Raw genomic sequence first — 23,888 nt, 5'->3', positions numbered from 1 at the left:
ATGGTCTTGGGTTGATGCGTACATCAACAACTGATCCCGGTCTAGGAGGATGTCGATGAGTACCTTTACCGGCGTAGCAAGCGACTTGGACGAGATGGTTGCCTATGAATTTCAGGCACTGGAATACCTGCGCGGAAGCCTTTTCGGGCAGTCTGCATCGTCCTGTCATGGCATCGAGTTGACGCTTGGCAACTTGAATCGTGAAGGTCGCCAACAAATTCAGTTCTCTTCTGTTATGCGAGACGGTGATTGCGACGACGCTTTGCGGTCGGCTCTGTCCCGGCTGCGTCCGCTTGCTTTTAGCGCCGGATTCAAGTTGCACGATATGATTGTGGAATGGATTCTTCGTGCTAACGGGCGCAATGACTGGGCGTTTAAGAAGAAGCTGGAAAATTATGATAGTCTCATCCTCAATAGCTCCCTGGTTGAACCGGATTTTCTGGCCCAGCGACCGATCCTAAGTAAGGCGTTCTGGGAACTCTATCGTTATTTCGTACCGTATCGGGGCACGGTTATCCACTCCGGCGGAGTGCTCGTTGCGACTGACGGGACCGTCGAGATCACAAAGCGGTCAAAGCCGCATCAGCCGCCTGCGCCTCCTCTAAGGCTGACGGACGTCGAGCAGTCGTCTTATATTCGCGCAATGTGCCTAATTGCGAATCATCATGTCGGACGGGTCACGATCAATCCGCATTTTGAGATGCTTATCGAGTCTGACCTGGCGGGCCTCGTAGGCTATCATTCGGTCCGGGGCCTTCGCGTCCGGCACGCTCGCGTCGAGGGGCTCGTAGTAAAGGTTCCAACAGAGCAGATTCAAAACCTCGCGCCATTAACCGTGAGGATTGACTTTGACCTGCTTCGCGACATGATGGTGCGGGCGTATCCAGTTGCCCCGTCGGGAGAATTATTTTTTACGGTCGACGTGGTGGTGGACCGTGGAGCCACAACTAGCCGCTGGCTGCTGCCAATAGACGCGGTGCCGACGGGTGTCGTCGATCTCGTTGAGGGTGAGCGGAGATTCGATGATTTTCTGTCTCACGAAACAGTCAGCGCATCGTGAGATTCTGACGGAGGGTAGGTTCAATCCGGCAACGGCACAAGTCACCTCCTTGCCGGACTGGGGCAATCGGGATCTGAAGCTGGGCACGATCCGCGGAGCGATCCGGCAACTGGGAATCGACTGGCGAGAGTTTGACCCAGGATGCCTATAGGACCTGTGTCGTTTTTCTTTGCGCCTTTGCGTCTTTGCGTTACATTTCTCTCTTCAGCCCAGCCGCCGCCAGTGGTTCTCGACCCAGGCGGACAGCACGGTCAGGGCCCAGATCCGGAAGGCAACCTCGCGCCCGCCGGCGCACAGGCGTTCCAGCGTCGCGGAGACCACGCGCGGTTCCAGTCCGGCGCCCGCCTGGCCGAGTGCGCGCACCCGTTCCGGGCTCAGGTAGTGCCGGGGCAGGGCGTAGTCGTCCAGCGCCAGAAAGTCGGCGAAGGGGAAATCGAAGCCGTGCTTGGGCTGATCCCAGAGGTCGCGGGGTACGCGGCGCGCCAGTGCCGCCTTGAGGATGCGCTTGGGCTGCGCGGGCGGGTAGCGCATGGCTAGGGGGAGGGCGCGCACGAAGGCACCCAGGCGCGCGTCGAAGAAGGGAAAGCGCACCGCGAGCCCGGTCAGGCGGCTCGCCTCATGAATCCGATCGTCCGGTTGAGTGGCCATCAGGCGGCTGAAGCGGGCGAAGTGCTGGCCCGGCCGGAAGTCGCGATAGGTCCGATAGAAGCGGGTGTGGGCGAGCGAGACGGGTTCGGCGCAGAGGCGCTCCAGTTCCCGGCGGGGCCAGCCGCGCCAGCGGATCAGAAACTCCTGCGGGTCGTCGAACTCCACCAGGGGATACAGTCCGGCGAGCGGACCGCGGGCGCCGCACAGACGGGCGGCGGCCCGGCGCAGGACGCGCGGGGCCAGGGTCGCGAGCCAGACCGCCTTGCGGCGGTGGGGCGCCGGCAGAATGCCGATCAGCTCATCGGCACCGGTGCCGTCGAGTGCGACCGCGCCCAGGCGGTGGGCGTCGCGGAAGGCGAGCAGGGTGGGGAGCGCGGCGGGGTCCGCGAAGGGGTGGCTGATGGCCGCCGTCCAGTCATCGAAGGCCGCCCGATACTCGGCCATGCTCGGGCGCAGGACCCGGTGGGGCAGACCCAGGTGCGCGGCGATGCGAGCGGCGATCGGGGTCTCGTCGCAGGCGCTATCCTCGAAGCCCAGCGTATAGGCGAGGATGCGCCCCGGCGCGGCGGCGGCCGCCAGCGCGGCGATCAGGGCCGAGTCCACCCCGCCGCTCAGGAAGGCGACGACGGTCCCGGTCGCCGGCAGCCGGGCGCGCACCGCGTCGTCCAAGAGCCGGTCCAGTGCGGTGGCGGCCGTCTCCAGGTCCGCTGGCACCGGTGGGGGAGGGGGTGGGGACCGCGGCACGGACCGCGGCGCCCGGCCGGGCTCGACGATCAATTCCGTCCCGGGCTCCGGCGACCAGACCCCCTCGTAGAGGGTGTTCGGGGTGGCGATGTCGAGGAAGCGCAGATACTCGTGCAGCCCGCGCCGGCTGAGGTGCGGCGCCCCCCCCGGGCTCGTGACCAATAGATCCAGGTCATCGCTGAAGGCGATACCGCCCCCGGGAAGTGCCCGGTAGTAAAGGTCCTGGGAGGCGGAGTCGTCCCGGAACAGGCACAGGCGCCGGCCGGCCCGCTCCCAGCGCACCCGCAGGTAGTGCCCGTCCGGATCTGCGCGCCCGGCGGCGTCCGGCGTCGCCGGGCCGCCGAACAGGACGCCGGAGACTGCCAGGACCTGCGCGGGCGACTCGGTGATCCGCACCCGCTCGCCCGGCCAGCACCAGACCTGGAAGGGTCCGTCGGACGCGGCACGGCCGGCCCCCATGGCGGCGCACCAGGCCGCGAGCCGGGGCGACGCGGTGCCTGGCGGGTCCAGCCAACCGAAGAGACGGGGACCGGTCATGTCCGGCCACGCGGCGGGGCCTGACCGGCGTCCCGCCCGCGCAGCCAGGTCCGCAGCCAATAATAGAGCGGCCGCAGGGACGGGCTGGTCCGCAGGGCCGCGGCGTAGGCGCCGCGCGCCCCCACCCGGTCGCCGCGGCCCTCGCGGCGGTCCCCGATCAGGCAGTATTCAAAGGCCATCAGCGGGGCGACGCGCAACCCGCGGCGGCGCAGCGCCCCCGGCACCCGGCGCGCCTGGTCGCGCAGCACCTCGATATAGGCGAGCGCCATCGCGTCGCGATCCGCCGAGCAGTTGGCCCCGTGGGTCCGCTTGAGTTCGCAGACCTCGCGCGTATAGGCAAAGGGACAGTGCAGGGCCAGGCGCAACCACAGGTCCAGGTCCTCCACCAGGCGGCGCGATTCATCGAAGAGCCCGACGGCCAGCAGCGCGTCCTTGCGGGCCAGCACCGCGCCGGTGGGGATGAAATTGTTGCGCAGGAGCTTGCCGTAGGGGTCCTCGACCAGCACCGGGGCGCCCCAGAACCCCAGGTCGAGCCCGTCGGTCTCGAACTGGGTGAGCGCCCGCTCGCCCCGCGCATCGAAGCCCCGGCAGTCACCGAAGACCAGGCCGACCCGCGGGAACTGCGCGAGGATCGGCACCTGTACCCGCAGCCGGTCCGCGGGCCAGCGGTCGTCCGCGTCCAGGAAGGCGATCAACTCCCCGGTGGCCGCCCGGATACCGCGGTTGCGGGCCGCCGCGGGCCCGGCGTTCGCCTGGGCGATCAGGCGCATCTGGAGCGGGCCGCCGCCGTCCCGGCACCCCGCCACCGGAGCGGGCGCCAACCCAGTGCCGACCGCCAGGTCGAAGGCCGCGACCTGCTCCCGGGTTGCATCGGTCGAGCCGTCGTCCACCACGATGACCTCCAGCCGGAACCCGCCCCCTTGGCCGGCAACGCTTGCCAGGGCCTCACCAATGTGGGTCGCCGCGTTGTACGCGGGGATGATGACGCTGATGGGTGGGGGCAGGGGCATCACCGGTCCGGTTGGTTTTGTCGTGCGGCGGGCGGATGACCCGCGACCCAGGGGGTCGGCGGGCTGGGCGCCGAGTCGGGCCGAGTCGGACCCGCGGGGGAAGTATCGGTGCATCGGCGTGACCAGCGCAACCGTACCGGGCGGTCGGTGCTGGAATCTCGAGGTCGCCCAGGCGTCCCGTTTCCGCTGGAGCTTTTGCGCTCGGCCCCGGATGGATGGATGGCGTAGCGGCGCCGCCGTGGGGGATAGCGGTGTTGATCGCCTCCCCGGCAACCAGAAAGGGTTGTCAGTTTTTTTTACACCCAGGCCCCTGCCCCAGAGTTAGAAATTGCCTATACCATTGTTCTTTTAGCATATTGATGCAATGGTATGGGTATTGCTTTTGAAAAAACGACGAGACGAGTACGCAGCGGGCTTTTCACCGAGCAGTTTTATCGATCGTTGGAGTCCCGGTCGGAGCCCGTTACCTTACCCTACGTTTGGAGTCAGCTATGAACGTAAGACCAAAGGTGTGGACCTTGGTGCCCATCGCGGCGGCCGTGCTTGCGGTTTTGGCGCCGGTGGGCGCCCGTGCCGGCGGCGTCGCACCCCCGGAGACCTACTGGATTGGCAACAGCGGGAGTTGGGACGATCCCACGCACTGGGATAACGGGGTCCCGGGCTCCGGGTACGATGCCTTCCTCGCCGTGTCCGGTGCGACGACGAACTTCAATGTAACCTTGGACCCGTCGCTCAATTCCTTGAGCATCGATGGCGGGGCAACGCTTGCGCAAGGTGCCAACACCCTGACCAGCAACGCCCTGGTGGTTGGCGGCACCGGCGCCGGTACCGTCGACCAGAGCGGCGGTACCCAGACCACCAATCAGTTGTTCATCGGTTCGGGCGGCGGCACCGGCACCTATCATCTCAGCGGCACCGGTATACTGGACGTCACTGGGCCCGGCGATGGCGTGACCTATGTCGGCGAAGGCGGGACCGCCGATTTCACGCAAAGCGGCACCTCCCAGTTCACCACGAACTACCTCAACGTGGGCGTCATCGACGGCAGCGCTGCCCACTATGACCTCTCCGGTGGAGCGGTGACCGTCAACTCCAACATGGGGGTCGGCAGTGATGGCGACGCTACCTTCGCCCAGACCGGTGGTACGGTGGGTGTTGGCGGTACCTTGACCGTCGATGGCAAGGCAATTGGCGGCACCAGCGGCAATTACACGCTGAGCGGCGATCCGTTGACCTCGACCTTGACCACAAACGGCCTGACCGTCGGCAGTGGGGGCAGCGGCACCTTCAGCCAGGCGGGTGGCACCGTCAACGTCAACACCGCCAACACAATGCATGTCGGTGAACTGGGGGGCGCGAGCGGAACCTACGCCCTATCCGGCGGTGTGCTCAACGTCACCACCAATGAGCAAAAAATCGGTGCCGCCGGTCAAGGATACGTCAATCAGACGGGCGGCACGCACAACTTCGTCAATACGGCCATGTACCTAGGTGACCAACAGGGCAGTTACGGGGAATACAATCTGAGTGCCGGCGTTGTCAATGGCGGTTCGATCGCCTTGGGCGAATGGGGCGGGCAGGGCAAATTCATCCAGACCGGCGGCAGTGTCACTGTCAATGAACTCTCGTTGGCGCGCCAGAGTATCCCGGTCCTGAGCCAAGGCACTTATGAATTGAGCAACGGCGGCCTCACCGTCAATGGCAACGAGCGCGTCGGCATCCAAGGTGTCGGTATCTTCGAGCAGTTCAGCGGGACCAACACCGTAACCGGCAACCTCAGCCTGGCGGAAGCGCTCGGCAGCACCGGTACCTACACGCTGAGCAGCGGCAGCTTGACGGTGCATGGCCCTGACGACGGGGGCGCCGGGACCGGCGTGGTCAGTGTTGGCGATGCCGGGGTGGGCCACTTCACCCAGAATGGCGGTACGGTCGCGGCCGCTTGGATGGACGTCGGCATCCAAGCCAACCCCACCGCCAGCGACTATCAGCAAGCCGGCGGTTCCAATACCGTAACTTACAATCTGGTCCTGGGTCGTGACGCCGAAGCCAAGGGTACCTATGCGCTGCAGGGGGACGCCAGCCTCCAAGCGGGCGAGTTGGTCGTCGGTGCCTTTGGCGCCGGCACCTTCACCCAGAATGGCACCGCTTCCCAGAATCAGGTGGACAGCGTATTGCTGGGGTACAATACGGGGGGCTCCGGTGACTACCGGTTGGTCGCCGGCACCTTGACGTCCGACTGGGATCGTATCGGCATGGGGGGCACTGGTGTATTCACCCAGACCGGCGGTATCCATACGGTTGGCACGACGGTGGTCGTCGGGCAGGATGCTGGAGGAGACGGAAGTTATCACTTGGATGATGGTCAGTTAAACGCCGGCTGGGAAACCGTCGGGCGCTATAATGGAAGCACGGGGTTGTTTGACCAAACAGGCGGCAACAACACCGTGGTTAATGACCTGAACGTCGGCGGGCAGGGAGGCGCAACCGGGCAGGGGGCTTACAGCCTTAGCGGCGGCGACCTGACCGTTAAGGGCAGCACCTATATCGGGAACCTCGGCAGCGGCACCTTTACGCACAGTGGGGGTACTCAGGCGGTCAGCAACGACCTGGTGCTGGGCAATGAGTCGACGGGTCACGGCACCTATGACCTGAGCGATACGGGCTCCCTGGCGGTGACTGGCCTGATCAGCGTCGGCGCTCAGGGCCAGGGTGATTTCACGCTGTCCGGTGTGCCGGCCGTAGCCGTGACGGCCGGCGGCATGACCATCGGGGATTCCGGCATCGGTACTCTTACCCAGGATGGCGGTACCCTGGATATCACGAATGAACTCCGAGTGGGCCACAACGAGGGCGGCCAGGGCACCTTCACCCAGACCGGCGGCGCCGTCACCGCCGCCGGCGGGGTGCTTGGCGTGTTTGGTCCCACCTCGAAAGGCACTTACAATCTTGCGGGCGGCACACTCACCACGACCACCGGGTTGGTGGTGGGCTATGAGGGGCAGGGTATCTTTACGCAGACGGGCGGTACCGTCGATTTTGACGGAAACCTGCATCTTGGCGAGAAGGCCGGCAGCAGCGGCACCTATACCCTGAGCGGGGCCGCAAGCATTCTGCGGGTGCGCGGCGCCAACGAGATCGTGGGCGTGAACGGCGGCACCGGGCAGTTCACGCAGAGCGAGGGTACGCATACGGTCGACACCCGTTTAACCGTCGGCGGCGCCGAGGGGGCCACGGGCCGATACGATCTCACGGGTGGCAGCCTGGATTCCGCTGTTACCGTGGTCGGCAGCAGCAGTGCCACTGCCGGCGGTACCGGTGTATTCAACAACAGTGGCGGAGCCCATCGCCTAAGTCGTCTGGGACTCGGGGCCGGCCCCCTGGTTGGGCCGGGCGGCAACGGTACCTACAACCTGTCCGGGACTGGTTCCTTGCAGGCCGCCGACCGCATCGCCGTGGGCGCGGTCCCCGGCGGGGTCGGCGTCTTCAACCAGACCGGCGGGACCAACACGGTCGCCACCAGCGTCAATGTGGCGGAGGCGGTCGGTAGTACCGGGACCTACAACCTTTCGGGGGGCTCGCTCACGGCCGCCGACTTGAACGTCAACGGCGGCGGCGCCTTCAACTGGACGGGCGGCACCCTCACGCTGGGGACGGCGGGTAGCGGGACCCTGACCAACGCGGGTCGGGTGAACGTCGGCGGCGGGGTGTCCGCAATACCCGTAACCCATGCCCTCAATGCGAAGCTGGTCAACACGGGGCAGGTCGAGGTGGCCGCGGACACGATCCTGTCCAGCGCGGGTCAGATCATCAACACCGGCAACTTCAATGTCAAGGCGAGCGCCAAGTTGGACGGGGGCGGCAGCTTCACGCAATCCGACGGCCTCTTGACCGCGGATGGCGTGTTGGCGCAGACCGGAGGTTTCAATCTGACCGGTGGTACCCTTAATGGTACGGGAACCATCAACGGGAATGTGATCGTCGCGGGTGCCCTGGTGGCCCCGGGCCATTCGCCCGGGACGCTCACGGTCAATGGCGACTTCACGTTCAACAGCGGAATGCTGGAGATTGAAATCGGCGGTACCAGCGCCGGCGAGTACGACCTGCTCGATATCGGCGGCAGCGCCGACTTCACCGGCGGGACCATCCTCTTTGCCTTCATCAACGGGTTCTTGCCGACCAAGGACGACACCTGGACCTTCCTCAAGTACGCAAGCTTGCTGTCCTTCAACCCAACGAGTGTACAGTACACCGGGCTTGCGAGTGGCTTCAGCTATTCGGTCAGCAGCGTGGGTGGGTCCTTCGTGATCACGGCCGACAGTGACGGTCAGGCGGAGGTCCCCGCACCCGGCACCTGGCTGCTCCTGGGCGCTGGACTCTGGGGCTGGCGCCGGGTACGCGGGCGTGCAGCGCCGGCTGCCTGAAGCCGGGCGGGGAGACTGGTTGGGCCTGAGCCCCGCCCGGAGCGCTACGGATGCCGCATCAGACCCGCCGACGGCGTGGCTCGGCGGCAGCCTCGAATGCTCGGGGTGGGGTCAATGCCCCGTCCCCCCTGGAGTGCTGGGGCTGACCGCACCGAACCCCGCTGCGGCGGGGTTTTTTGCTGTGGGCCAGCGGCCTTTCTGCGCGGGTGGCCGCCCGCTTGGCCGTTGCAGCGCTCCGGGCCGCGCAACCGCTCGTCGGCTCATCATGCAGCCGTTTGAATCCGCGCGGGTTCCGTGGCTGGTCCAGCCGGCCGACGGTCCTTGACGCTGGGGCAGCCCTTCACTACCCTGACGGGTCTGCAAGGCTCAGCCGCTTGCGCGGCACGCGCGCGCCGCGGGCCCTGTCGGCCCGCCGCACCACCCAGCCTTTTCACGCAGCCTTATTCAGTCTCAGGGCGTTATCGTGTATCCCAAGTACTTCGGACTCAAGGAGCCGAGCTTTTCCATCGCCCCGGACCCCCACTACCTGTTCCTCAGCGAACAGCACCGGGAGGCCTTGGCCCATCTGCTGTACGGCGCTGGTGAACACGGCGGCTTTGTGCTGTTGACCGGCGAGGTGGGCACCGGCAAGACGACCGTCTGCCGCGCCTTCCTGGAGCAGTTGCCGGACGCGGTGGACGTGGCCCTGATCGTCAATCCGGCCCTGACGGCGGATGAACTCCTGCGCGCGATCTGCGACGAGTTCCGCGTCCCGATCCCGGCGGGTGAGCACTCGATCAAGCGGTTGGTCGACGGCCTGAACGACTATCTGCTGACCGCCCACGCCGCGGGGCGGCGTCCGGTGCTGATGATCGACGAGGCGCAGAACCTGCGCCCCAGGGTCATGGAGCAGGTGCGGCTGCTGACCAACCTGGAAACCACCAAGGCCAAGTTGCTCCAGATCTTCCTGATCGGTCAGCCGGAACTGCGGCGGATGCTGGAGCGCGAAAGTCTGCGCCAGCTCAACCAGCGCATCACCGCCCGCTTCCACCTGCGTCCGCTGAGCGCCGCGGAGACCGCGGCCTACATCCGGCACCGGGTGGCAGTGGCCGGGGTGGATCGCCCCTTGTTCACGGCGGGCGCGCTGCGGCGCATCCATCAGGTCTCCGGCGGGGTGCCGCGGGTAATCAATATCCTGTGTGATCGCGCCCTGCTCGGGGCCTGTGTCACCGGCGCCAATCAGGTGACCACGCGGGTCGTGGTGCGCGCCGCCGGCGAGGTGCGCGGCGAGGGGGTCAGGACCGCGCCCCCGCCGGCGGCGCGGCCCGCCATCGCGGCCGCGGCGGCCTTGGCGCTGCTGCTGACGGCGGCGTGGTTGATCTACGGCCGGGTGCAGGGGGACCCGCTGGACCTGATCGCTGCTTGGCTGGGGGCCTCGCCATGGGGGGTAGGCACCGGCCCGGAGTCCGCGCCGGGGCAGCCTGCCGCGCGACCAGGTGTGGGTGCACCGTCGCTGCGGGTCGCCGGCGCCGCGGACCCGGCTGACGCCGCGGCCGCGCCGACCGCCGCCGGCTCGGTGGGCGCGGCGCCGGGTGCGACCGCGCTCCCGGTCGTGCCCCCGCCGGGGTCCATCCCGACGCCGCCCGGGGGCGACTCCCGAGCGCTGCCGCGCGTGTCCCTGGCGGGCAGCACGGATGCTGCCGTGGCGGACGCCCTGGGCCTGCCGGAGGAGACCGCCCTGCGCGTGCTGCTGCGTCGGTGGGGCATTGCGATCCAGGACCTGGGGTCGGGTGATCCCTGCCGCCAGCTGGCCGTGCTTGGGCTGCGCTGCGAACGCGAGCAGGGTAAGCTCAGCCATGTGCGCTTCTATGACCGGCCCGTCCTGCTGCGGGTGAAGGATGCGGGCGGGGACCGCCGCTATGCGGTGCTCGGGGCGCTCGATGAGTCTCACGCGACCTTTGACCTGCCGGACGGCAGCGAACGCGTTCCCCTCGCCGGGATCGATGCCCTCTGGAGCGGCGACTATACGGTGGTCTGGCAGCCGCCCCCCACCGGGGCCTCGAAGATCGGACCGGGGGCCGCCGAGGAGTCCATCCGCTGGCTGCGGCGGCTGCTCGCCGAGGTCCCGGCAAGCGGGCTGACCGACAACGGATCGGGCCGGTTCGACGCGGCCCTGACGGCTGGCCTGCGCCGGTTCCAGGCCGCGCGCGGGCTGGCGCCGGATGGCATCGCCGGGCCGCGCACCTTGGTCCAGCTCGAGAATGCCGTGGCCTTGCCGGACATGCCTCACCTGATGACCCCAACCCTGGCCGCGGAGGCCGCCGCCCAAGGCGCCGCCGCGCTCGCGGCCGGGTCCGCTGCCGTGCTCCCCAGGGTCCCGGCGACCGGCGCCGGCCTGCCATGAGCTACATCCTGGAGGCCCTGAGACGATCGCAGGCGCAGCGCGAACTCGGGCGCGTGCCGACCCTGGAGGGTGCCGCACTGGTGGCCGCGGGCCCCGCGGACGCGCCGCGGCGCGGGCCCTGGGCGGTGGCGCCGGTGGTCATGGCGGCCGCCGCGGTGCTGATCGCACTCTATGCCGCCCTGCGCGCGCCGGACGACCCGCACGCGGTGGCCCCGGGCACCAGCGCGGCCGGTCAGGCGGGCGCGGTCCCGGCTGCGCCCGCACCGGTGCCGTCTTCGCCGCCGTCGATTGCTGAGCGTCGGTCCGCCCCGGGCGTGCTCGGAGCGTCCCCCGCGGGCGTCGGCCCCGACCCCGTTGTCGGCCCCCGGGCGGACCCGGGCGACCGCGACCCGCGGTCAGCGCCCGGGATCCCGGCGGCGGCCCCGCGCCTGGCGACGACGCCGGGCGCGGAGGGCTCAGTGCCGGTCGGTGCCCTCGCTCCGGGGTCGGCCGGCGCGCCCCTGATCGAGGCCCCGCCGCCCAAGGCCCAGGCCCGCGTCGCGCCCCCGGTCCCCCCGATCCCCGCGGTCCCCGTGCCGGACCTGGCGGAGTCCCAAGCCGTGCCGCCGGACGACCCGGCGGCCCAATTGCAGTTGGAACTCGAGCGCCAACTCGAGTCCGATGGGGCCGTGGTGCCGGACTCCGAGTCGGCGCCGCTGCCGACACTTCGGGAGGACCCAGGACCGACCCCGGTGCCGCCGGACCTGATCGCCGCGATCGAAGACTTCAAGCATCAGGTCCAGGGCGGCCCGGGAAAGGACAAGGCAAAGGAGAAGGGCGCGCAGAAGGCAGCGGACCTGCCGGTGGTCCCGCCGACGCCCCGGCCGCCTGGGGCGCCGGCCGACGTTGGCGACCCGGCCACCCAGCTGCGCCTGACCCATGAACAGGAGGCCGCCCTGCCCAAATTCGTGATGAGCGTGCACGTCTATGACGCGCAGCCGGACCGCCGTTTCGTCCTGATCAACGGACTCAAGTATGCCGAGGGGGCCAAGACCCGTGAGGGCTTGACGGTCGAGCGGATCAGGGTGGACGGGGCCGTGCTGATGCATGAGGGGCACCCCTTTTTCGTGCACCGCTGAGGGGGCAGCCGGGGCCTGCCGGTCCTTGCATCGCGGTGCCGGGATCAGGGGCCGGCGTCGGTACAGACGTTGCGGTCGGCGTTTGCGCCGAGCGGATGCTCAGCGCTCCCATATCGCTCTCAGGGGGCCTGCGGCTAGACCACGCCGATGCTCGCTATCCCCGCTGCGGGCGCGGGTATCAGACGACGCCGGAGTCGGCGCATGCTGCGCTTGGCGGCCCCAAAGACCTCGGTGATCGCCTCAGCCGCGTCCTTACGGGCATCCCGCACCAGGAGTTGGCGGCCCTGGCCCAGGTTGGCGCGTAGTTCACAGCGCACGCGATGACCATACAGGGGGTCGAATTCTTCGTTGATGCGCGCCAGGGCGTCGATCTGCTCATCCGGGAAACGCAGGGCGAGTTTCTTGGCCTCGTTTTCGATCTGTCGGCAGATCGCCTTATCCAGGGCCAGGGTGTCGCCGCTGATCTTTATCGGCATGGGTGAATGCTCCGAGACTTCATTGTCTGGTGGTTGGTGAACGGATGTCAGTGAAATTTTTCAATCGGACTGCTCTGCAAGCCCCGTCGCATGTGGGTCTCGCGCCCCAGTGGCCGGAGTCGCCCAATGCCTGAAGGAGATACGATTCACACCCTGGCCGTGATGCTGGGCCGGTGGCTCACCGGGCGTCGGCTGACGGCGGTCCGGGTGCCGCGGCAGGCCCTGCCGCAACTGGGCGGGTGCCGGGTCCAGTGTGTCACCAGCCGTGGCAAACACCTCTACATCGATCTGGACGATGGTCACCGCCTGCGCAGCCACTTGGGGCTCTATGGCGCTTGGCATCACTATGGGCGGGGTGAGCCCTGGCAGAAGCCGCCGGGCCAGGCGTCACTGGTGTTGGAACTGGGAGATCGGGTGTACGTCTGCTTCAACGCTCGCGAGGTGGAACTGATGTGGGCCCAAGGGTTTCGGGCCCTGGATCAGCACCACCGCCTGGGGCCGGACCTGACCCGTGAGTCGGTGCAACCCGAGCGCCTGTGGGAGCGCGCCCGGGACCTGCTCGCGGGTGACACGCCGATCGTGGACCTGTTGCTGGATCAGCGGGTCGCGGCCGGCATCGGCAACGTCTACAAGTCTGAGGTGCTGTTTATCGGCCGCTATTCGCCACTGCTGCGATTTGCCGACCTGTCACATAAAGACATTGCGCAACTGTACAGCATAGCGGGGTCTTTACTCAACGAAAATCTGCACGGCGGGCCGCGCCGTACCCGCTGGCCCGATGATGGCCGGGGTCCGCTCTGGGTCTATGGGCGCGCCGCCCGGCCCTGCCTGCGCTGCGGCGGGTCCATTCGGCGCGACCAACTCGGGTGCCATCCCCGCTCGACCTACTGGTGTCCCACCTGTCAGGCCAGCCCGGCGCGCGGCGCCGTCCGCGGCGCTGCGACCGACCAGGCGGTTTAGTCGAACAGGTCCCGGAACGCCTTGGCGAAGGAGCGATAGGCGTCCCAGCCGTCCCGGTCCATCACCTGATCGATCACCCAGCGGTTCTCCTGGCCCCCGCCCATCAGGCCTTGGACCTCGTACCCCAGGTGGCGCAGGAAGGCATAGCTCGGCCCCTGGGCGTCGAGTTGGTATTGTGCGTATTCATCGGAGCGCTGGTTGAGCAAGGTGATGAACGCCTGAGCATAGTCCCCAGGGCCCAGCAGGTCCGCGCTGTTGTCCTCGACGTGCTCGATCAGCTTGCGGGCCAGCGCGGTGATCAGCAAGCGGCGCCGCGCAGCGCGGTCCGGCGCCGGCCCGTCGGCCGCGTCGTCCGGCGCCTCGTCGGCGGTGGCCGGTTGGGCCTGGGCGAGGCGGTCGGCGACCTGGATCAGGAACGCCAGATACTCCTGGATCACGCCCAGGCGCTGGGCGTCGTCGCGGTAAACGAAGCGCTCGCAGTGCAGGTTGATGGCCTTGTCCAAGGCGATGCGCCAGGCGATGAAGGCCAGGGCCCCGGCGATCTCGGGCAGCGCCCGCCCGGTCCCGGCATTCGACCAATGACTCTTGATGCGTATTGCCATGGTTGACTCCTCAAGGAACGGTTCACTGATGACTTAAGCAAGTCCATTAGAGAATGCGCTGAGCGCCGTTGTCGTTGTCGTTGTCGTAATCGAGGTTATCGTAGTACTCCGGATTCTCTTGCACCCTAAACTGCATCGCCTCTCGGAATACGACAACGACAACGACAACGATCACGACAACGATCACGACAACGACAACGATTGGGTCTTCAGGCCTGGCGATAGACCCGCGTCCTGGCCAGGGCGGCGTTCTTTTCCAGGTACTCGATCATCAGACCGGCGATATCCTTGCCGGTCGCGCCCTCGATCCCTTCCAGGCCCGGGGTGGAGTTGACCTCCAGCACCAAGGGGCCGCGCTGCGAGCGCAGGATGTCCACGCCGGCCACGTTGAGCCCCATGATGCGGGCGGCGTGGGTGGCGGTGGAACGCTCCTGCGGGGTGATGCGGATGGGGCTGGCGCTGCCGCCGCGATGCAGATTGGACCGGAACTCCCCGGGTTTGGCCTGGCGCTTCATCGCGGCGACCACCCGTTCCCCGATCACGAAGCAGCGGATGTCTGCCCCCTGGGCCTCCGCGATGTACTCCTGGACCAGGATGTTGGCGCGCAGCCCCATGAAGGTCTCGATCAGGCCCTTGGCGGCGGGCTCGGTGTCCGCCAGCACCACCCCGATCCCTTGGGCCCCCTCCAGGAGCTTGATGACCAGCGGCGGCCCGCCGACCATCTTGAGCAGGTCCTCGATGTCGTCCGGGGCATGGGCGTAGCCGGTGATGGGCAGCCCGATGCCCTTGCGCGAGAGCAGTTGCAGTGAGCGCAGCTTGTCGCGGGCGCGGGCGATGGCCACCGACTCGTTCAGGGCGAATACCCCCAGCATCTCGAACTGACGCAGCACTGCCGTGCCGTAGAAGGTGACGGAGGCGCCGATGCGCGGGATCACCGCGTCGAAGCCCTTGAGTTCCTCCCCCTTGTAGTGGATGGACTGGGCCTGGGTGCTGATGTTCATATAGCAGCGCAGCACGTCGATGACCTGGACCTCATGCCCGCGCGCCTGCGCCGCCGCTACCAGGCGGCAGGTGGAATAGAGGGTCGGGTCGCGCGACAGGAGTGCGATCTTCATCCCTGGGTCTTAAGCACTGAAAAAGCGCTCCACCTGCGTCAGTCGCTCCTGGTCGCTGACGAGTTCCGCGCGGGCAAAGCGCACCATGAGCACCATCCGGCCGGCCCGCTCGCCGTGATAGGCGCGCAGGTATTCGATCTCCGCCGATTGCGGGTCCTCTTCGCGCTCTTGCCGCACGACGTTCATGCGGTCCAGGCGGGTGCGCTCCGGTCTGGCGGCGATGAGGGTCTCGGGGGTGCGCAGCAGCGCCGCGAAGCGGTCCAGGTAGTCGTTGAGCGTCGCCAGCCCCTGGTGCGCAGCCGCTAGTGCCCGTTCCAGGTCCTTGATCTCATTTCCGATAATCTGGTATTCGGTGGTATGGGCGGCGCCGTCGTCGCGCAGGATCTCCAGCCCATGGGCCGCCGGGCTCACGACCTTCTGTTTGATGCGCACGATGCGCAGGCTTTCCTGCAGCTCTTCGATCCGCGCCTGCTGGCGCCCGATCTCCTGCGCGGCGAACTCCACCAAGGCATCCATGATGGCCCCGGCGGTCTTGGCCCGGACCGTCTCCGGATTCCCCGCGGCCAGGATCACTTCGATATTGTCGAAGGAGAGGGTGGTCTGCGCGATGTCGCGCTGTAAGGTGTCCCCATTGAGTTCGATGCCGAGTTGGTGACGGAAGACCGGCAGTGCCAGCAGGATGGCGTAGCAATCCCCCGTCATGAGGGCCGTCTTTCCCATGTAGTCGCGACAGTCGGCGCTGGAGACCGCCCAGCGGATGCGGCTCGGATCGCCGAACAGTGAGTTGAGCAGGGCGTCCTCAGACCAGGTCTGCCGGTTGAGCCGCACGGGCCCGGGGACGCGCCGGGCGAGTTCCTCGCTGTAGTCGAGGCAGCGGGCGATGGGCTCGCGCAGCAGGCGCCGGTAACCGTTGAGCCCACGGATGCGGGGATTGGCAAGGTCGACGGCACGCTCGATGGCGTTGCGGATCGCATCCTCGCGCAGTTGGTTGCGCGCCCCCCGCACGCGCAGCCGCGACCATTGGTCGTGAACGAAGGCGCTGAGGTCCTGCCAGGGATTGCTCATCGGTTGGGGGTGTCCGCGGCGTGCCCGGTGCCGGGGCCGGTCGCGTCCTCCTTGGTGAACAGGGTGTACAGCAGCAGGACGACCACGCCGATGCTGATGGCGCTGTCGGCGATATTGAAGGCCGGCCAGGGGTTGAACAACGCCAGCGGGACCCAGGGCAGATAGACCTGGATAAAATCGATGACATGACCGAGCAACAGCCGGTCGATCAGGTTGCCGAGCGCCCCGCCGATGATCAGAGCCAGGGCCGCCGCCATGGTCCGCTCGTGGGGCCGCAGCCGTAGCAGCCAGGCCGTCAGTATGGCGGTGATGACGAGCGCCACGACGGCCAACAGCCAGCGCTGCCAGCCCCCGGCCGCGGCCAGCAGGCTGAAGGCCGCGCCGGTGTTGAAGGCCAGCGTCAGGTTCAGGTTGGGGATCACCTCCAGCGTCTGGAAGGGTTGTAGTGAGCCCATCACCAGCCACTTGGTGGCCTGGTCCAGGAGGACGACGACAAGCGAGAGCCAAAGCCACTGCTTCATTCCGGCTGACCTGTGAGTGTGTGACGAGTGATGCGAGACGGGGGCCGGTCGCGTGATTTCAGTTGGCGACGCCGATCAGATCGCGGATGCCGCCGCCGATCTGGTCGAGAACGCCCTGGCTGGGATCGATGGTCCAATCAAGGCGATCGGCCACATACCAGTCGACCGGTCTGATACTCGACACTGCACCGAGCAAGGCCTCCGCCGTTGTCCCGGTGCGTTTGAGCGTCTCCGGGTGGATTTCGATAAAGAAGCAGACCCGCCGGGCGCTGCCGATCAGCTTGCGGGCCCCGGCGATGGCGGCGGCTTCCTGGCTTTCCACGTCGATCTTCAGTACGAAGTCCTTTCCGGCGGCGGTGATACCCGCTTCTTCTACCAGGTCGTCGATCGGTAGAATACGAATGGCGCCCTGCGGTGATTCCTTGATGTACGCGGCATCGGGATCGTTGGGGCCGTGGGGAAAGATCAGGTCGCCACGACTGTGATGGTCCGCTACCGCGGCATGGAAGACGCGATACGGAACCTGTGCGGTCGCAAGGTTGGCGGCCAGGACCTCAGCGCTTTCCGGATTCGGTTCGATGGCGATGATAGAGTCCAACCGTGGGCACAGGTGCGGCAGCCGCATGCTGACCTGGCCGTAATAGGCACCGCAGTCGATCAGCGTGAACCGATCCAGCGTGCGATTGATCTGTGCCGCGAGATTGACTTCACGCTTACCGTGAAACAAGGAAAAATCGGCACGAAACAGCGTGGCCGTAACCTGTAATGGTACCAGGATCTGCTGCTCGAAATACGGGAAACGTCCGGCCCGGCGCAGGCGCCCGGTCCGACCTAGCCAAGTGTACAGGAAATAGGCGCCGCGGCCGCCGCGCCGCAGGGCGTAGATCGCCCTTGCCAGACGGAAACCGATGGGCAAATCCGGGTCGTCAGGGCGGGGTAGGATCATCGCGTATTAGCCGAAACCAACGCCAAAGGCGCGTTTGATGGCGATCTCCCAGATGTTCGCGGCGCTGAAGAAGATGCGGTTTTCGGGCGCCTCCAAGGCCTCGCCGACGGCGCTCGGCAGGCGTCCCGGCTCGATCAGCGCCCAGAGCAGGATGTGCGTATCCAACAGGAGCCGCACTAGTGCCCCTCGAAGGCGTCAAGCAGTTCATCGGGGAGCGGTGCGTTATAGTCGCCCGGGCTCGGCAGGTGTCCCGCCAAGGCGCCGAGCACCCGGCGCGGACGAGGCTGCGCGACCGCCACCAGGCGGACCACGGGCGACCCCGCCCGGGCGATCACGACCTCACCCCCGGCTTCGACCTGCTCGATGAGCTGGGAGAGGCGGGTCTTGGCCTCGTGGATGTTGACCTGGGTCGGCAGTGCGGTATGCATGGTCTTGATCTTGGTCTTAGCTAACGATAGGCTAACCGCTCTTGGCGCCCGCTTCAACCCAAACCCCGGCAATAGCCCATGCCGATGCCGTTAGGCAAAGCGCCTGACCTCGCCCGCCCCGGTCACGTTCTCCACGCAGCGCCCGCATAGTTCCGGATGGTCCGCGTTGGTGCCGACGTCGGGCCGGTGGTGCCAGCAGCGTACGCACTTTGGGTGCCTGGCCGCGGTGACCCGCACCGCCAGCCCGGCCAGGTCGGTGGCGAGCGCCGTGTCGGGCCGCTCGGCCGCGGGGTGCAGCCGGACCTCCGAGGTGATCAGCACGAAGCGCAACTCATCGCCCAGGCGGGCCAGCGTCTCAGCGAGCCCGGCATCGCAGTAGAGGTCCAGTTCCGCGTCCAGACCGGAGCCGATCAGGTTGTCCTTGCGGGCGTCCTCCAGGGCCGGTCCCACCGCCATCCGGGCGGCCAGGACCTGATCCCAAAAGGCCTGGTCCAGGGCGCCCGTCGGGTCCAATGGGGTGAGTCCCGTGTACCAGGCCGCCGTGAAGACGGACTCGGCGCGTGCGCCCGGCAGATAGCCCCAAATCTCCTCCGCGGTGAAGGACAGGATCGGCGCCAGCCAGCGCACCATCGCCTCCGCGATGTGGTACATCGCTGTCTGGCAGGAGCGCCGCGGCAAACCGTCGGTCGCCGTGGTGTACTGGCGGTCCTTGATGACGTCCAGATAGAAGGCGCCCAGGTCCACCGCGCAGAAGTTGTGCACCTTCTGGTAGATCAGGTGGAACTGGTAGCCGCGATAGGCCTCGATGAGTTCCTCCTGCAGTTGCCGCGCCCGGTCCATCACCCAACGGTCCAGGGCCAGCATGTCGGTGGGCGCCACCTGGTTGGCGGCCGGATCGAAGCCGGCGAGGTTGGCGAGCAGGAAGCGGTTGGTGTTGCGGATGCGCCGGTAGGCGTCCGCGGTGCGCTTCAGGATCTCATCGGAGACGCTCATCTCCCCGCGATAGTCCGTGGCCGCCACCCAGAGACGGATGATGTCGGCCCCCAGGGTCTTCATCACGTCCTGGGGGCTCACCACATTGCCCTTGGACTTGGACATCTTCTCGCCCTTGGCGTCCACCGTGAAGCCGTGGGTCAGCACCCCCCGATAGGGTGCCCGCTCGTGCATGGCGACCGAGGTCAGGAGCGAGGACTGGAACCAGCCCCGGTGCTGGTCCGAGCCCTCCAGATACAGGTCCGCGGGGAAGCCCAGGTCCGCCCTGCGCTCCAGCACGCAGGCGTGGGTGACGCCCGAGTCGAACCAGACGTCGAGCGTGTCCTGGACCTTCTCGTACTCGGCGCCCTCGTGCTCCCCCAGGAGTCCCGAGGGGTGCAGTTCGAACCAGGCCTCGATGCCTTTGAGTTCCACCCGCCGGGCGACCTCCTCGATCAGTTCCGCCGTGCGCGGGTGCAGCTTGCCCGTGACCTTGTGGACCAGGAGCGTCATCGGTACCCCCCAGGTGCGCTGGCGCGAGATGCACCAATCCGGGCGGCCCTCGATCATGCCCTCGATGCGCCCCTGGCCCCACTGCGGCGTCCAGGTGACCTGCTCGATCTCGCGCAGGGCCGCCGCGCGCAGCCCCTCCTTGTCCATACTGATGAACCACTGGGGCGTGGCGCGGAAGATGACGGGTGTCTTGTGGCGCCAGCAATGCGGGTAGCTGTGGGTGAAGCGCTGCTCCAGCAGCAGGGCACCGTGGGCCTTGAGCACCTCCACCACGCTCTCGTTGGCCTTGAAGACGTTCTCGCCCGCGAAGAGCGGCGTGCCGGGCAGAAAGCGTCCGTCCGCGCCCACCGGGTTGTCCACCGGGAGCCCGTAGCGGCTGCCGACGATATAGTCCTCCAGGCCGTGACCGGGGGCGGTATGGACGGCGCCGGTGCCCGCCTCCAGGGTCACATGCCCCCCCAGGATCACCGGCACCTCACGATCGTAGAAGGGATGGCGCAGACGCATCCCCTCGAAGTCCGCGCCGCGCGCATAGCCCAGGACGCGATAGCGCTCGAAGCCCCAGCGGTCCATGGTGTCCTTGAGCAGGCCCTCGGCCACGATCAGGCGTTCCTGATGGCCGCCGGACTCGACCGCCACGACGACATACTCCAACTCCGGGTTCAGGGCCACCGCCTGATTGGCCGGCAGGGTCCAGGGCGTGGTGGTCCAGATGACCAGCGAGGCCGGACCCTCGCCGCAGCCGTTGGGCGAGCCGTGGCAGCGCCCCTCCAACACCCCCGGCTCGACCAGCGGGAAGCGCACGTCGATGGCGATGGACTGCTTGTCCGCGTATTCCACCTCCGCCTCGGCCAGGGCCGAGCCGCAGTCGATACACCAATGGACCGGCTTCTCGCCCTTCACCACATGACCCTTGGCGATGATGCGCCCCAGCGCGCGGATGATGTCCGCCTCGTTGGCGAAGTCCATGGTCAGATAGGGGTGCTGCCAATCCCCGAAGACCCCCAGGCGCTTGAAGTCGGTGCGCTGACCCGCGACCTGCCTGGCCGCGAAGTCCCGGCAGGCGACGCGAAACTGCGCCGCCGTCAGCTTGTGCCCCGGCTTGCCCTGTTTCTTCTCTACCTGGAGTTCGATCGGCAGCCCGTGGCAGTCCCAGCCCGGCACGAATGGCGCATCCAGACCGTCCAGGGTCCGGGCCTTGACGATGATGTCCTTCAGCACCTTGTTGACCGCGTGCCCGATATGGATCTCGCCATTGGCGTAGGGCGGGCCGTCGTGCAGGATGAAGCGCGGCGCACCCGCCCGGGCGGCGCGGATCCTGGCGTAGATATCCAACTGCTCCCAATGCTCGAGCAGCGCCGGCTCGCGCTGGGCCAGATTGGCCTTCATCGGGAACGCGGTGGTGGGGAGGTTCAGGGTGTGTTTGTAGTCAGGCACTTGATTTGTTTCCGCGGGATGATGGCACGGGGGGGAGACGCGCCAGGTACGCTGTGTTGGTCTGTTTAGGAACGATTCACTAATAAGCAAGTCGATTAGGGAGTGCTTGCCTCGTTGTCGTTGTCGTAATCGAGGTTATCGTAGCGACCCGAATTCTCCCGCACGCCGAATTGCATCGCTTCTTCGATTACGACAACGACAACGACAACGATTCGGTCGTGTTTAACTTGTTCTTGACTCGTTACTATGCCGCCTGGAATTCAACCGACGCGAGATCGACGGGAGTGGCCCGCTTGGATATCCCCAGAAACTCCACGCCGACCACTTGCCCGCCGGCGTCGAAGTCCAGTATTACCCCCGGTTCGACCTCCTCGGACTCGACGGTCGCGGCATCATTGAATCGAAAGTAGAGGGCGTCAGCCTCCTTATCCACTTTGATTTTCATGTCTGAGTCGCAGCCTCCGATCGAATGCCGCGTTCTGCCGGCATATCCTGAAAATGCGCCGATCGCTTCATGCTTGGGTATTGGCCAAGGCAAAAAAATCCCGCGCGTCAAGGGCGCTTGAGTCGAGCGTGCCGCACGCGGCAGTGGCGACCGCGCTACGGGATGTTGGCGTGGGTGTCGTTGTGGCCGCGCGGGTCTTGGTGGTCGGCATGGCGGGGGCCTTCGGGAAAAACTACGTCAAGTCTAGTCCGGTCGAGTGCGCCGTGTCTCGCCTTGTGCGCTTCCCGGAGTATATCCGTTCCTACGGCAGGGCGTGTCAGAGGTCGCTTCGGACCGCCGATCTCAAAGATCGGTGCCGGCGCGGTCTCTCGTTCCCAGGCTCCGGCGTCACTGCCATTTCGTTGCGCCGCAACGGCTACTGGGAGCGCCGCACCCCAGTGCGGCGCGGCCTCTGCGCAACCCGCACCGCCGGGGTTATCTGCGAGATCGCGTCGCACTGGGGTGCGGCGCTCCCAGGCCGAACTGGAAGTGAAGTTTATCCTAATGGCAGTGACGGTCAGGCGCACCCGGCGATCGTCCACCGCAGGTCGGGGCTTACGCGGGTGGGCCTCCCGCACCGTCTGGCCTTGTCCGCCCCCGGCGATCATTGCGCCGGGACCTGGCGGATGGCGAACTCCAGCCGCTGCCAGGTGTCGGCCCGCTCGTCGAGTCGGGTGAGATGGCCGCTCAGGCGGTCTCCGGCGTCGAGCCGCCGGGCGATGTCGGCATTGACCCGGCGCGGGACATAGCCGATGCGCTCGCCGCCCCAACGGATGGCCACGGCCTGGCGGTCATGCGGATTGTCGGGCTCGCGCACCAGCTCCAGCCTGTCACCCACGCCCATCCGGGGCTCAAGCTGCGTCCCGGCGTGGAATTGGTAACCGGCGACGAACTCGCGCAGCAACTCGCCGTCAACGACGCTCGGGCGCAACTGCGCGAGCACCGCCGCCAACTCGCGCTCGCTCGCGGGGTCGAGCCGCCTCGCCTGGCGCGGTCCGGAACCTTGATCGACCCGCCGGGCGCCGAGGGCAAGGGCCAGCTCGGCGCGCGCCGGGGTGCGCCCGAGTGCATTGAGTTCGGCCAGGATGGCGCGCGCGAACGCCACCAGCGGTCGGCTGGCCTCGACATTGTGCGGTCCGCGCAGTTGACTGAGCGAAAAACGCGCCTCGGACAAGGCGAAGCGGTACTCGGCGGTGGCCCGCTCGGCCCCCATCTCGAGGGTGAAGATGCGGGTACCGCGGTCGCGGCACTCGGCCCAATACTGGGCGACGCAGTGGTGCATGGTCTCGCCCTCGCGCACCAGGTCCGCCGCCTCGCACAGCTCGCGCCCATGGGCCTCGCCCTCCCGGTGCTCGCCGAGAATGGCCGCGAGTGGCTGGTCTTGAGTGCCCGGGTCCGGTGCGCCCCAATCGCGTCCGTGCCAGCGCCGCGAGGCCGCAAGCAACGACGCAAAGCCGCGGGTCTCGATCCAGGCCAATTGCAGCCGGTGTGGGGTCAAGCCACACGGGCCGGGGTGGGCCTGTGCCGCCCGCTCAGCGGCCGCCCGGACGAAGTCGAGGCAGTCCGCGAACGCGGGACCCAAGGGCGCGAAGCGCGCCTGCAACGGCGTGCAGACCGCCGTCAAACCCGCGCGAAACGCGCGACCGCCCAGGCGCCCGAGATCGGCGTCGTCATCGGTGAGCAGGTTGATGGAGATGAAGAGATCCATGGCCGGCGCGAACTCGCCCGGATCTCTGGGTCGGCGATGGGCCGGGATACCGTCCAGGAGCCGCAGCAGACGCCGATGGGACAGCGCCGTGTTGCCCCACATCCGCGCGCAGATGGGTGCGCGAACCAATCCCTTGGAGATGCCGTAGTGGCGCGCGAGTGCGCCCGCCAGGTCGCGTCCCCGATCGATCGCGTCGAGGATCGCGCCGTCGTGGTCGCGCCACGCATGGCGCTTGCCGCCCGCAAAATCCAGACGGTGATGGGCGCTGAGCAGGACCGGCGCGGCCAGCAGCGGGAAGCGGGTCAGGGCCTGCAGGCGCCGCTCGCGCAGGTCCGGGTCGAGGGCGGCGAGGCGGTTATAATTGCGCAGCGAGTCCCACTGACGGTGGCGGTTGAGGCTCGCCAACAGGCTCAAGACCGCCTGATCGAGCCCCTCGGCAAAGCGCCGGGCGGCGTGATGTCGCGGGTCGCCCCACGGCAGCGCCGGAAGCGGGGCGGCGGGCGCGGCATAGAGCGGGATCGCGACACCAGTGCCGAGGCGCGCCTCCAGCAGGGTGCCGCGGTGGTCCTGCGCGACCTGCTCCACCAACTCGCCAATGGCCTCATCGTCTTCAAAGGCATCGGTCGGAAGGCGGAAGGCGAGCACCCGAGCGTCGTTGAGGTGCAGCCACAGGAGCGACTCCTCGTTGCGCTGGCCGAGCCAGTCGCCCCGCAGCCATAGGCGCGCGCGCACCGCGCAGC

At 67.4% G+C, this 23,888-nt stretch carries 18 protein-coding genes; 5 read left to right on the top strand and 13 right to left on the bottom strand.

Going from position 1 to position 23,888, the window contains the following annotated elements:
• Positions 1-55: 55 nt before the first annotated feature.
• Positions 56-1,060 (top strand): hypothetical protein, encoded by a 1,005-nt coding sequence (locus THSYN_RS21250; protein ID WP_100920885.1) that lies wholly within the window; start codon positions 56-58, stop codon positions 1,058-1,060.
• A 204-nt stretch (positions 1,061-1,264) separates the two neighbouring features.
• Here the strand turns inward: THSYN_RS21250 and THSYN_RS21245 are convergent, their stop codons facing one another.
• Positions 1,265-2,989 carry an asparagine synthetase B family protein gene (locus THSYN_RS21245; RefSeq protein WP_157817834.1) on the bottom strand — a complete coding sequence of 575 codons (1,725 nt, stop codon included), beginning with the start codon at positions 2,987-2,989 and terminating at the stop codon, positions 1,265-1,267.
• Positions 2,986-3,999, bottom strand: coding sequence for a glycosyltransferase (locus THSYN_RS21240; RefSeq protein ID WP_157817833.1), 1,014 nt, complete (start codon positions 3,997-3,999; stop codon positions 2,986-2,988). The genes THSYN_RS21245 and THSYN_RS21240 overlap by 4 nt, the downstream gene beginning before the upstream one ends.
• Positions 4,000-4,490: 491 nt before the next feature.
• Here THSYN_RS21240 and THSYN_RS21235 point away from each other — a divergent pair, with 491 nt between their 5' ends.
• The 3 genes from THSYN_RS21235 to THSYN_RS21225 all read left to right on the top strand — a co-directional run bounded on the left by THSYN_RS21235 (position 4,491) and on the right by THSYN_RS21225 (position 11,921).
• Positions 4,491-8,420, top strand: coding sequence for a beta strand repeat-containing protein (locus THSYN_RS21235; protein ID WP_157817832.1), 3,930 nt, complete (start codon positions 4,491-4,493; stop codon positions 8,418-8,420).
• Positions 8,421-8,883: 463 nt separating this feature from the next.
• Complete coding sequence (locus THSYN_RS21230; protein WP_100920881.1) at positions 8,884-10,803, top strand: ExeA family protein; 1,920 nt, start codon at positions 8,884-8,886, stop codon at positions 10,801-10,803.
• Positions 10,800-11,921, top strand: coding sequence for a general secretion pathway protein GspB (locus THSYN_RS21225; protein ID WP_100920880.1), 1,122 nt, complete (start codon positions 10,800-10,802; stop codon positions 11,919-11,921). The genes THSYN_RS21230 and THSYN_RS21225 overlap by 4 nt, the downstream gene beginning before the upstream one ends.
• A 134-nt stretch (positions 11,922-12,055) precedes the next feature.
• On the opposite strand, the gene THSYN_RS21220 is transcribed toward THSYN_RS21225, so the two are convergent.
• The gene (locus THSYN_RS21220; protein ID WP_100920879.1) at positions 12,056-12,397 is read right to left on the bottom strand and encodes an HPF/RaiA family ribosome-associated protein; all 342 of its coding nucleotides are present in this window, start codon (positions 12,395-12,397) and stop codon (positions 12,056-12,058) included.
• Positions 12,398-12,523: 126 nt separating this feature from the next.
• On the opposite strand from THSYN_RS21220, the gene THSYN_RS21215 reads away from it, so the two are divergent.
• On the top strand, positions 12,524-13,357 hold the full coding sequence (locus tag THSYN_RS21215) for an Fpg/Nei family DNA glycosylase (protein ID WP_100920878.1): 834 nt from the start codon (positions 12,524-12,526) through the stop codon (positions 13,355-13,357).
• Here the strand turns inward: THSYN_RS21215 and THSYN_RS21210 are convergent.
• The 10 genes from THSYN_RS21210 to THSYN_RS35465 form a co-directional block, all read right to left on the bottom strand.
• Positions 13,354-13,959 (bottom strand): hypothetical protein, encoded by a 606-nt coding sequence (locus THSYN_RS21210; RefSeq protein WP_100920877.1) that lies wholly within the window; start codon positions 13,957-13,959, stop codon positions 13,354-13,356. The two genes, THSYN_RS21215 and THSYN_RS21210, sit on opposite strands and share 4 nt — an antisense overlap.
• A gap of 209 nt (positions 13,960-14,168) precedes the next feature.
• Positions 14,169-15,074 (bottom strand): 30S ribosomal protein S6--L-glutamate ligase, encoded by a 906-nt coding sequence (gene rimK / locus THSYN_RS21205; protein WP_100920876.1) that lies wholly within the window; start codon positions 15,072-15,074, stop codon positions 14,169-14,171.
• Positions 15,075-15,083: 9 nt separating this feature from the next.
• Complete coding sequence (locus tag THSYN_RS21200) at positions 15,084-16,139, bottom strand: hypothetical protein (protein ID WP_100920875.1); 1,056 nt, start codon at positions 16,137-16,139, stop codon at positions 15,084-15,086.
• Positions 16,136-16,660, bottom strand: coding sequence for a signal peptidase II (gene lspA / locus THSYN_RS21195; RefSeq protein ID WP_100920874.1), 525 nt, complete (start codon positions 16,658-16,660; stop codon positions 16,136-16,138). Before lspA ends, THSYN_RS21200 begins: the two co-directional genes overlap by 4 nt.
• Before the next feature lie 58 nt (positions 16,661-16,718).
• Complete coding sequence (locus THSYN_RS21190) at positions 16,719-17,576, bottom strand: FkbM family methyltransferase (RefSeq protein ID WP_157817831.1); 858 nt, start codon at positions 17,574-17,576, stop codon at positions 16,719-16,721.
• Positions 17,577-17,612: 36 nt separating this feature from the next.
• Positions 17,613-17,783: a type II toxin-antitoxin system VapC family toxin gene (locus THSYN_RS21185; RefSeq protein WP_216644604.1), complete on the bottom strand. Its 171-nt coding sequence runs from the start codon at positions 17,781-17,783 to the stop codon at positions 17,613-17,615.
• Complete coding sequence (locus THSYN_RS21180; protein ID WP_100920872.1) at positions 17,783-18,034, bottom strand: type II toxin-antitoxin system Phd/YefM family antitoxin; 252 nt, start codon at positions 18,032-18,034, stop codon at positions 17,783-17,785. The genes THSYN_RS21185 and THSYN_RS21180 overlap by 1 nt, the downstream gene beginning before the upstream one ends.
• 90 nt (positions 18,035-18,124) lie before the next feature.
• Complete coding sequence (gene ileS / locus THSYN_RS21175) at positions 18,125-20,956, bottom strand: isoleucine--tRNA ligase (RefSeq protein ID WP_100920871.1); 2,832 nt, start codon at positions 20,954-20,956, stop codon at positions 18,125-18,127.
• A 244-nt stretch (positions 20,957-21,200) separates the two neighbouring features.
• Entirely contained in the window at positions 21,201-21,401 is a 201-nt protein-coding gene (locus THSYN_RS21170; protein WP_100920870.1) for a DUF2283 domain-containing protein, read from the bottom strand.
• 643 nt (positions 21,402-22,044) lie between these two features.
• The gene (locus tag THSYN_RS35465) at positions 22,045-23,880 is read right to left on the bottom strand and encodes an HIRAN domain-containing protein (protein WP_100920869.1); all 1,836 of its coding nucleotides are present in this window, start codon (positions 23,878-23,880) and stop codon (positions 22,045-22,047) included.
• Positions 23,881-23,888 lie beyond the last annotated feature (8 nt).

The organism is Candidatus Thiodictyon syntrophicum (assembly GCF_002813775.1).
In the GTDB taxonomy this organism is placed as follows: domain Bacteria; phylum Pseudomonadota; class Gammaproteobacteria; order Chromatiales; family Chromatiaceae; genus Thiodictyon; species Thiodictyon syntrophicum.
The sequence above is the reverse complement of the archived record's forward strand: the minus strand, read 5'-3'. Positions and strand labels throughout refer to the sequence as shown.

What these genes read in the sequence shown, in the direction of transcription:
- THSYN_RS21250 (WP_100920885.1), top strand. Translation starts at nt 56, where the DNA reads ATGAGTACCTTTACCGGCGTAGCAAGCGACTTGGACGAGATGGTTGCC.
- THSYN_RS21245 (WP_157817834.1), bottom strand. Translation starts at nt 2,989, where the DNA reads ATGACCGGTCCCCGTCTCTTCGGTTGGCTGGACCCGCCAGGCACCGCG.
- THSYN_RS21240 (WP_157817833.1), bottom strand. Translation starts at nt 3,999, where the DNA reads ATGCCCCTGCCCCCACCCATCAGCGTCATCATCCCCGCGTACAACGCG.
- THSYN_RS21235 (WP_157817832.1), top strand. Translation starts at nt 4,491, where the DNA reads ATGAACGTAAGACCAAAGGTGTGGACCTTGGTGCCCATCGCGGCGGCC.
- THSYN_RS21225 (WP_100920880.1), top strand. Translation starts at nt 10,800, where the DNA reads ATGAGCTACATCCTGGAGGCCCTGAGACGATCGCAGGCGCAGCGCGAA.
- THSYN_RS21220 (WP_100920879.1), bottom strand. Translation starts at nt 12,397, where the DNA reads ATGCCGATAAAGATCAGCGGCGACACCCTGGCCCTGGATAAGGCGATC.
- THSYN_RS21215 (WP_100920878.1), top strand. Translation starts at nt 12,524, where the DNA reads ATGCCTGAAGGAGATACGATTCACACCCTGGCCGTGATGCTGGGCCGG.
- THSYN_RS21210 (WP_100920877.1), bottom strand. Translation starts at nt 13,959, where the DNA reads ATGGCAATACGCATCAAGAGTCATTGGTCGAATGCCGGGACCGGGCGG.
- rimK (WP_100920876.1), bottom strand. Translation starts at nt 15,074, where the DNA reads ATGAAGATCGCACTCCTGTCGCGCGACCCGACCCTCTATTCCACCTGC.
- THSYN_RS21200 (WP_100920875.1), bottom strand. Translation starts at nt 16,139, where the DNA reads ATGAGCAATCCCTGGCAGGACCTCAGCGCCTTCGTTCACGACCAATGG.
- lspA (WP_100920874.1), bottom strand. Translation starts at nt 16,660, where the DNA reads ATGAAGCAGTGGCTTTGGCTCTCGCTTGTCGTCGTCCTCCTGGACCAG.
- THSYN_RS21180 (WP_100920872.1), bottom strand. Translation starts at nt 18,034, where the DNA reads ATGCATACCGCACTGCCGACCCAGGTCAACATCCACGAGGCCAAGACC.
- THSYN_RS21170 (WP_100920870.1), bottom strand. Translation starts at nt 21,401, where the DNA reads ATGAAAATCAAAGTGGATAAGGAGGCTGACGCCCTCTACTTTCGATTC.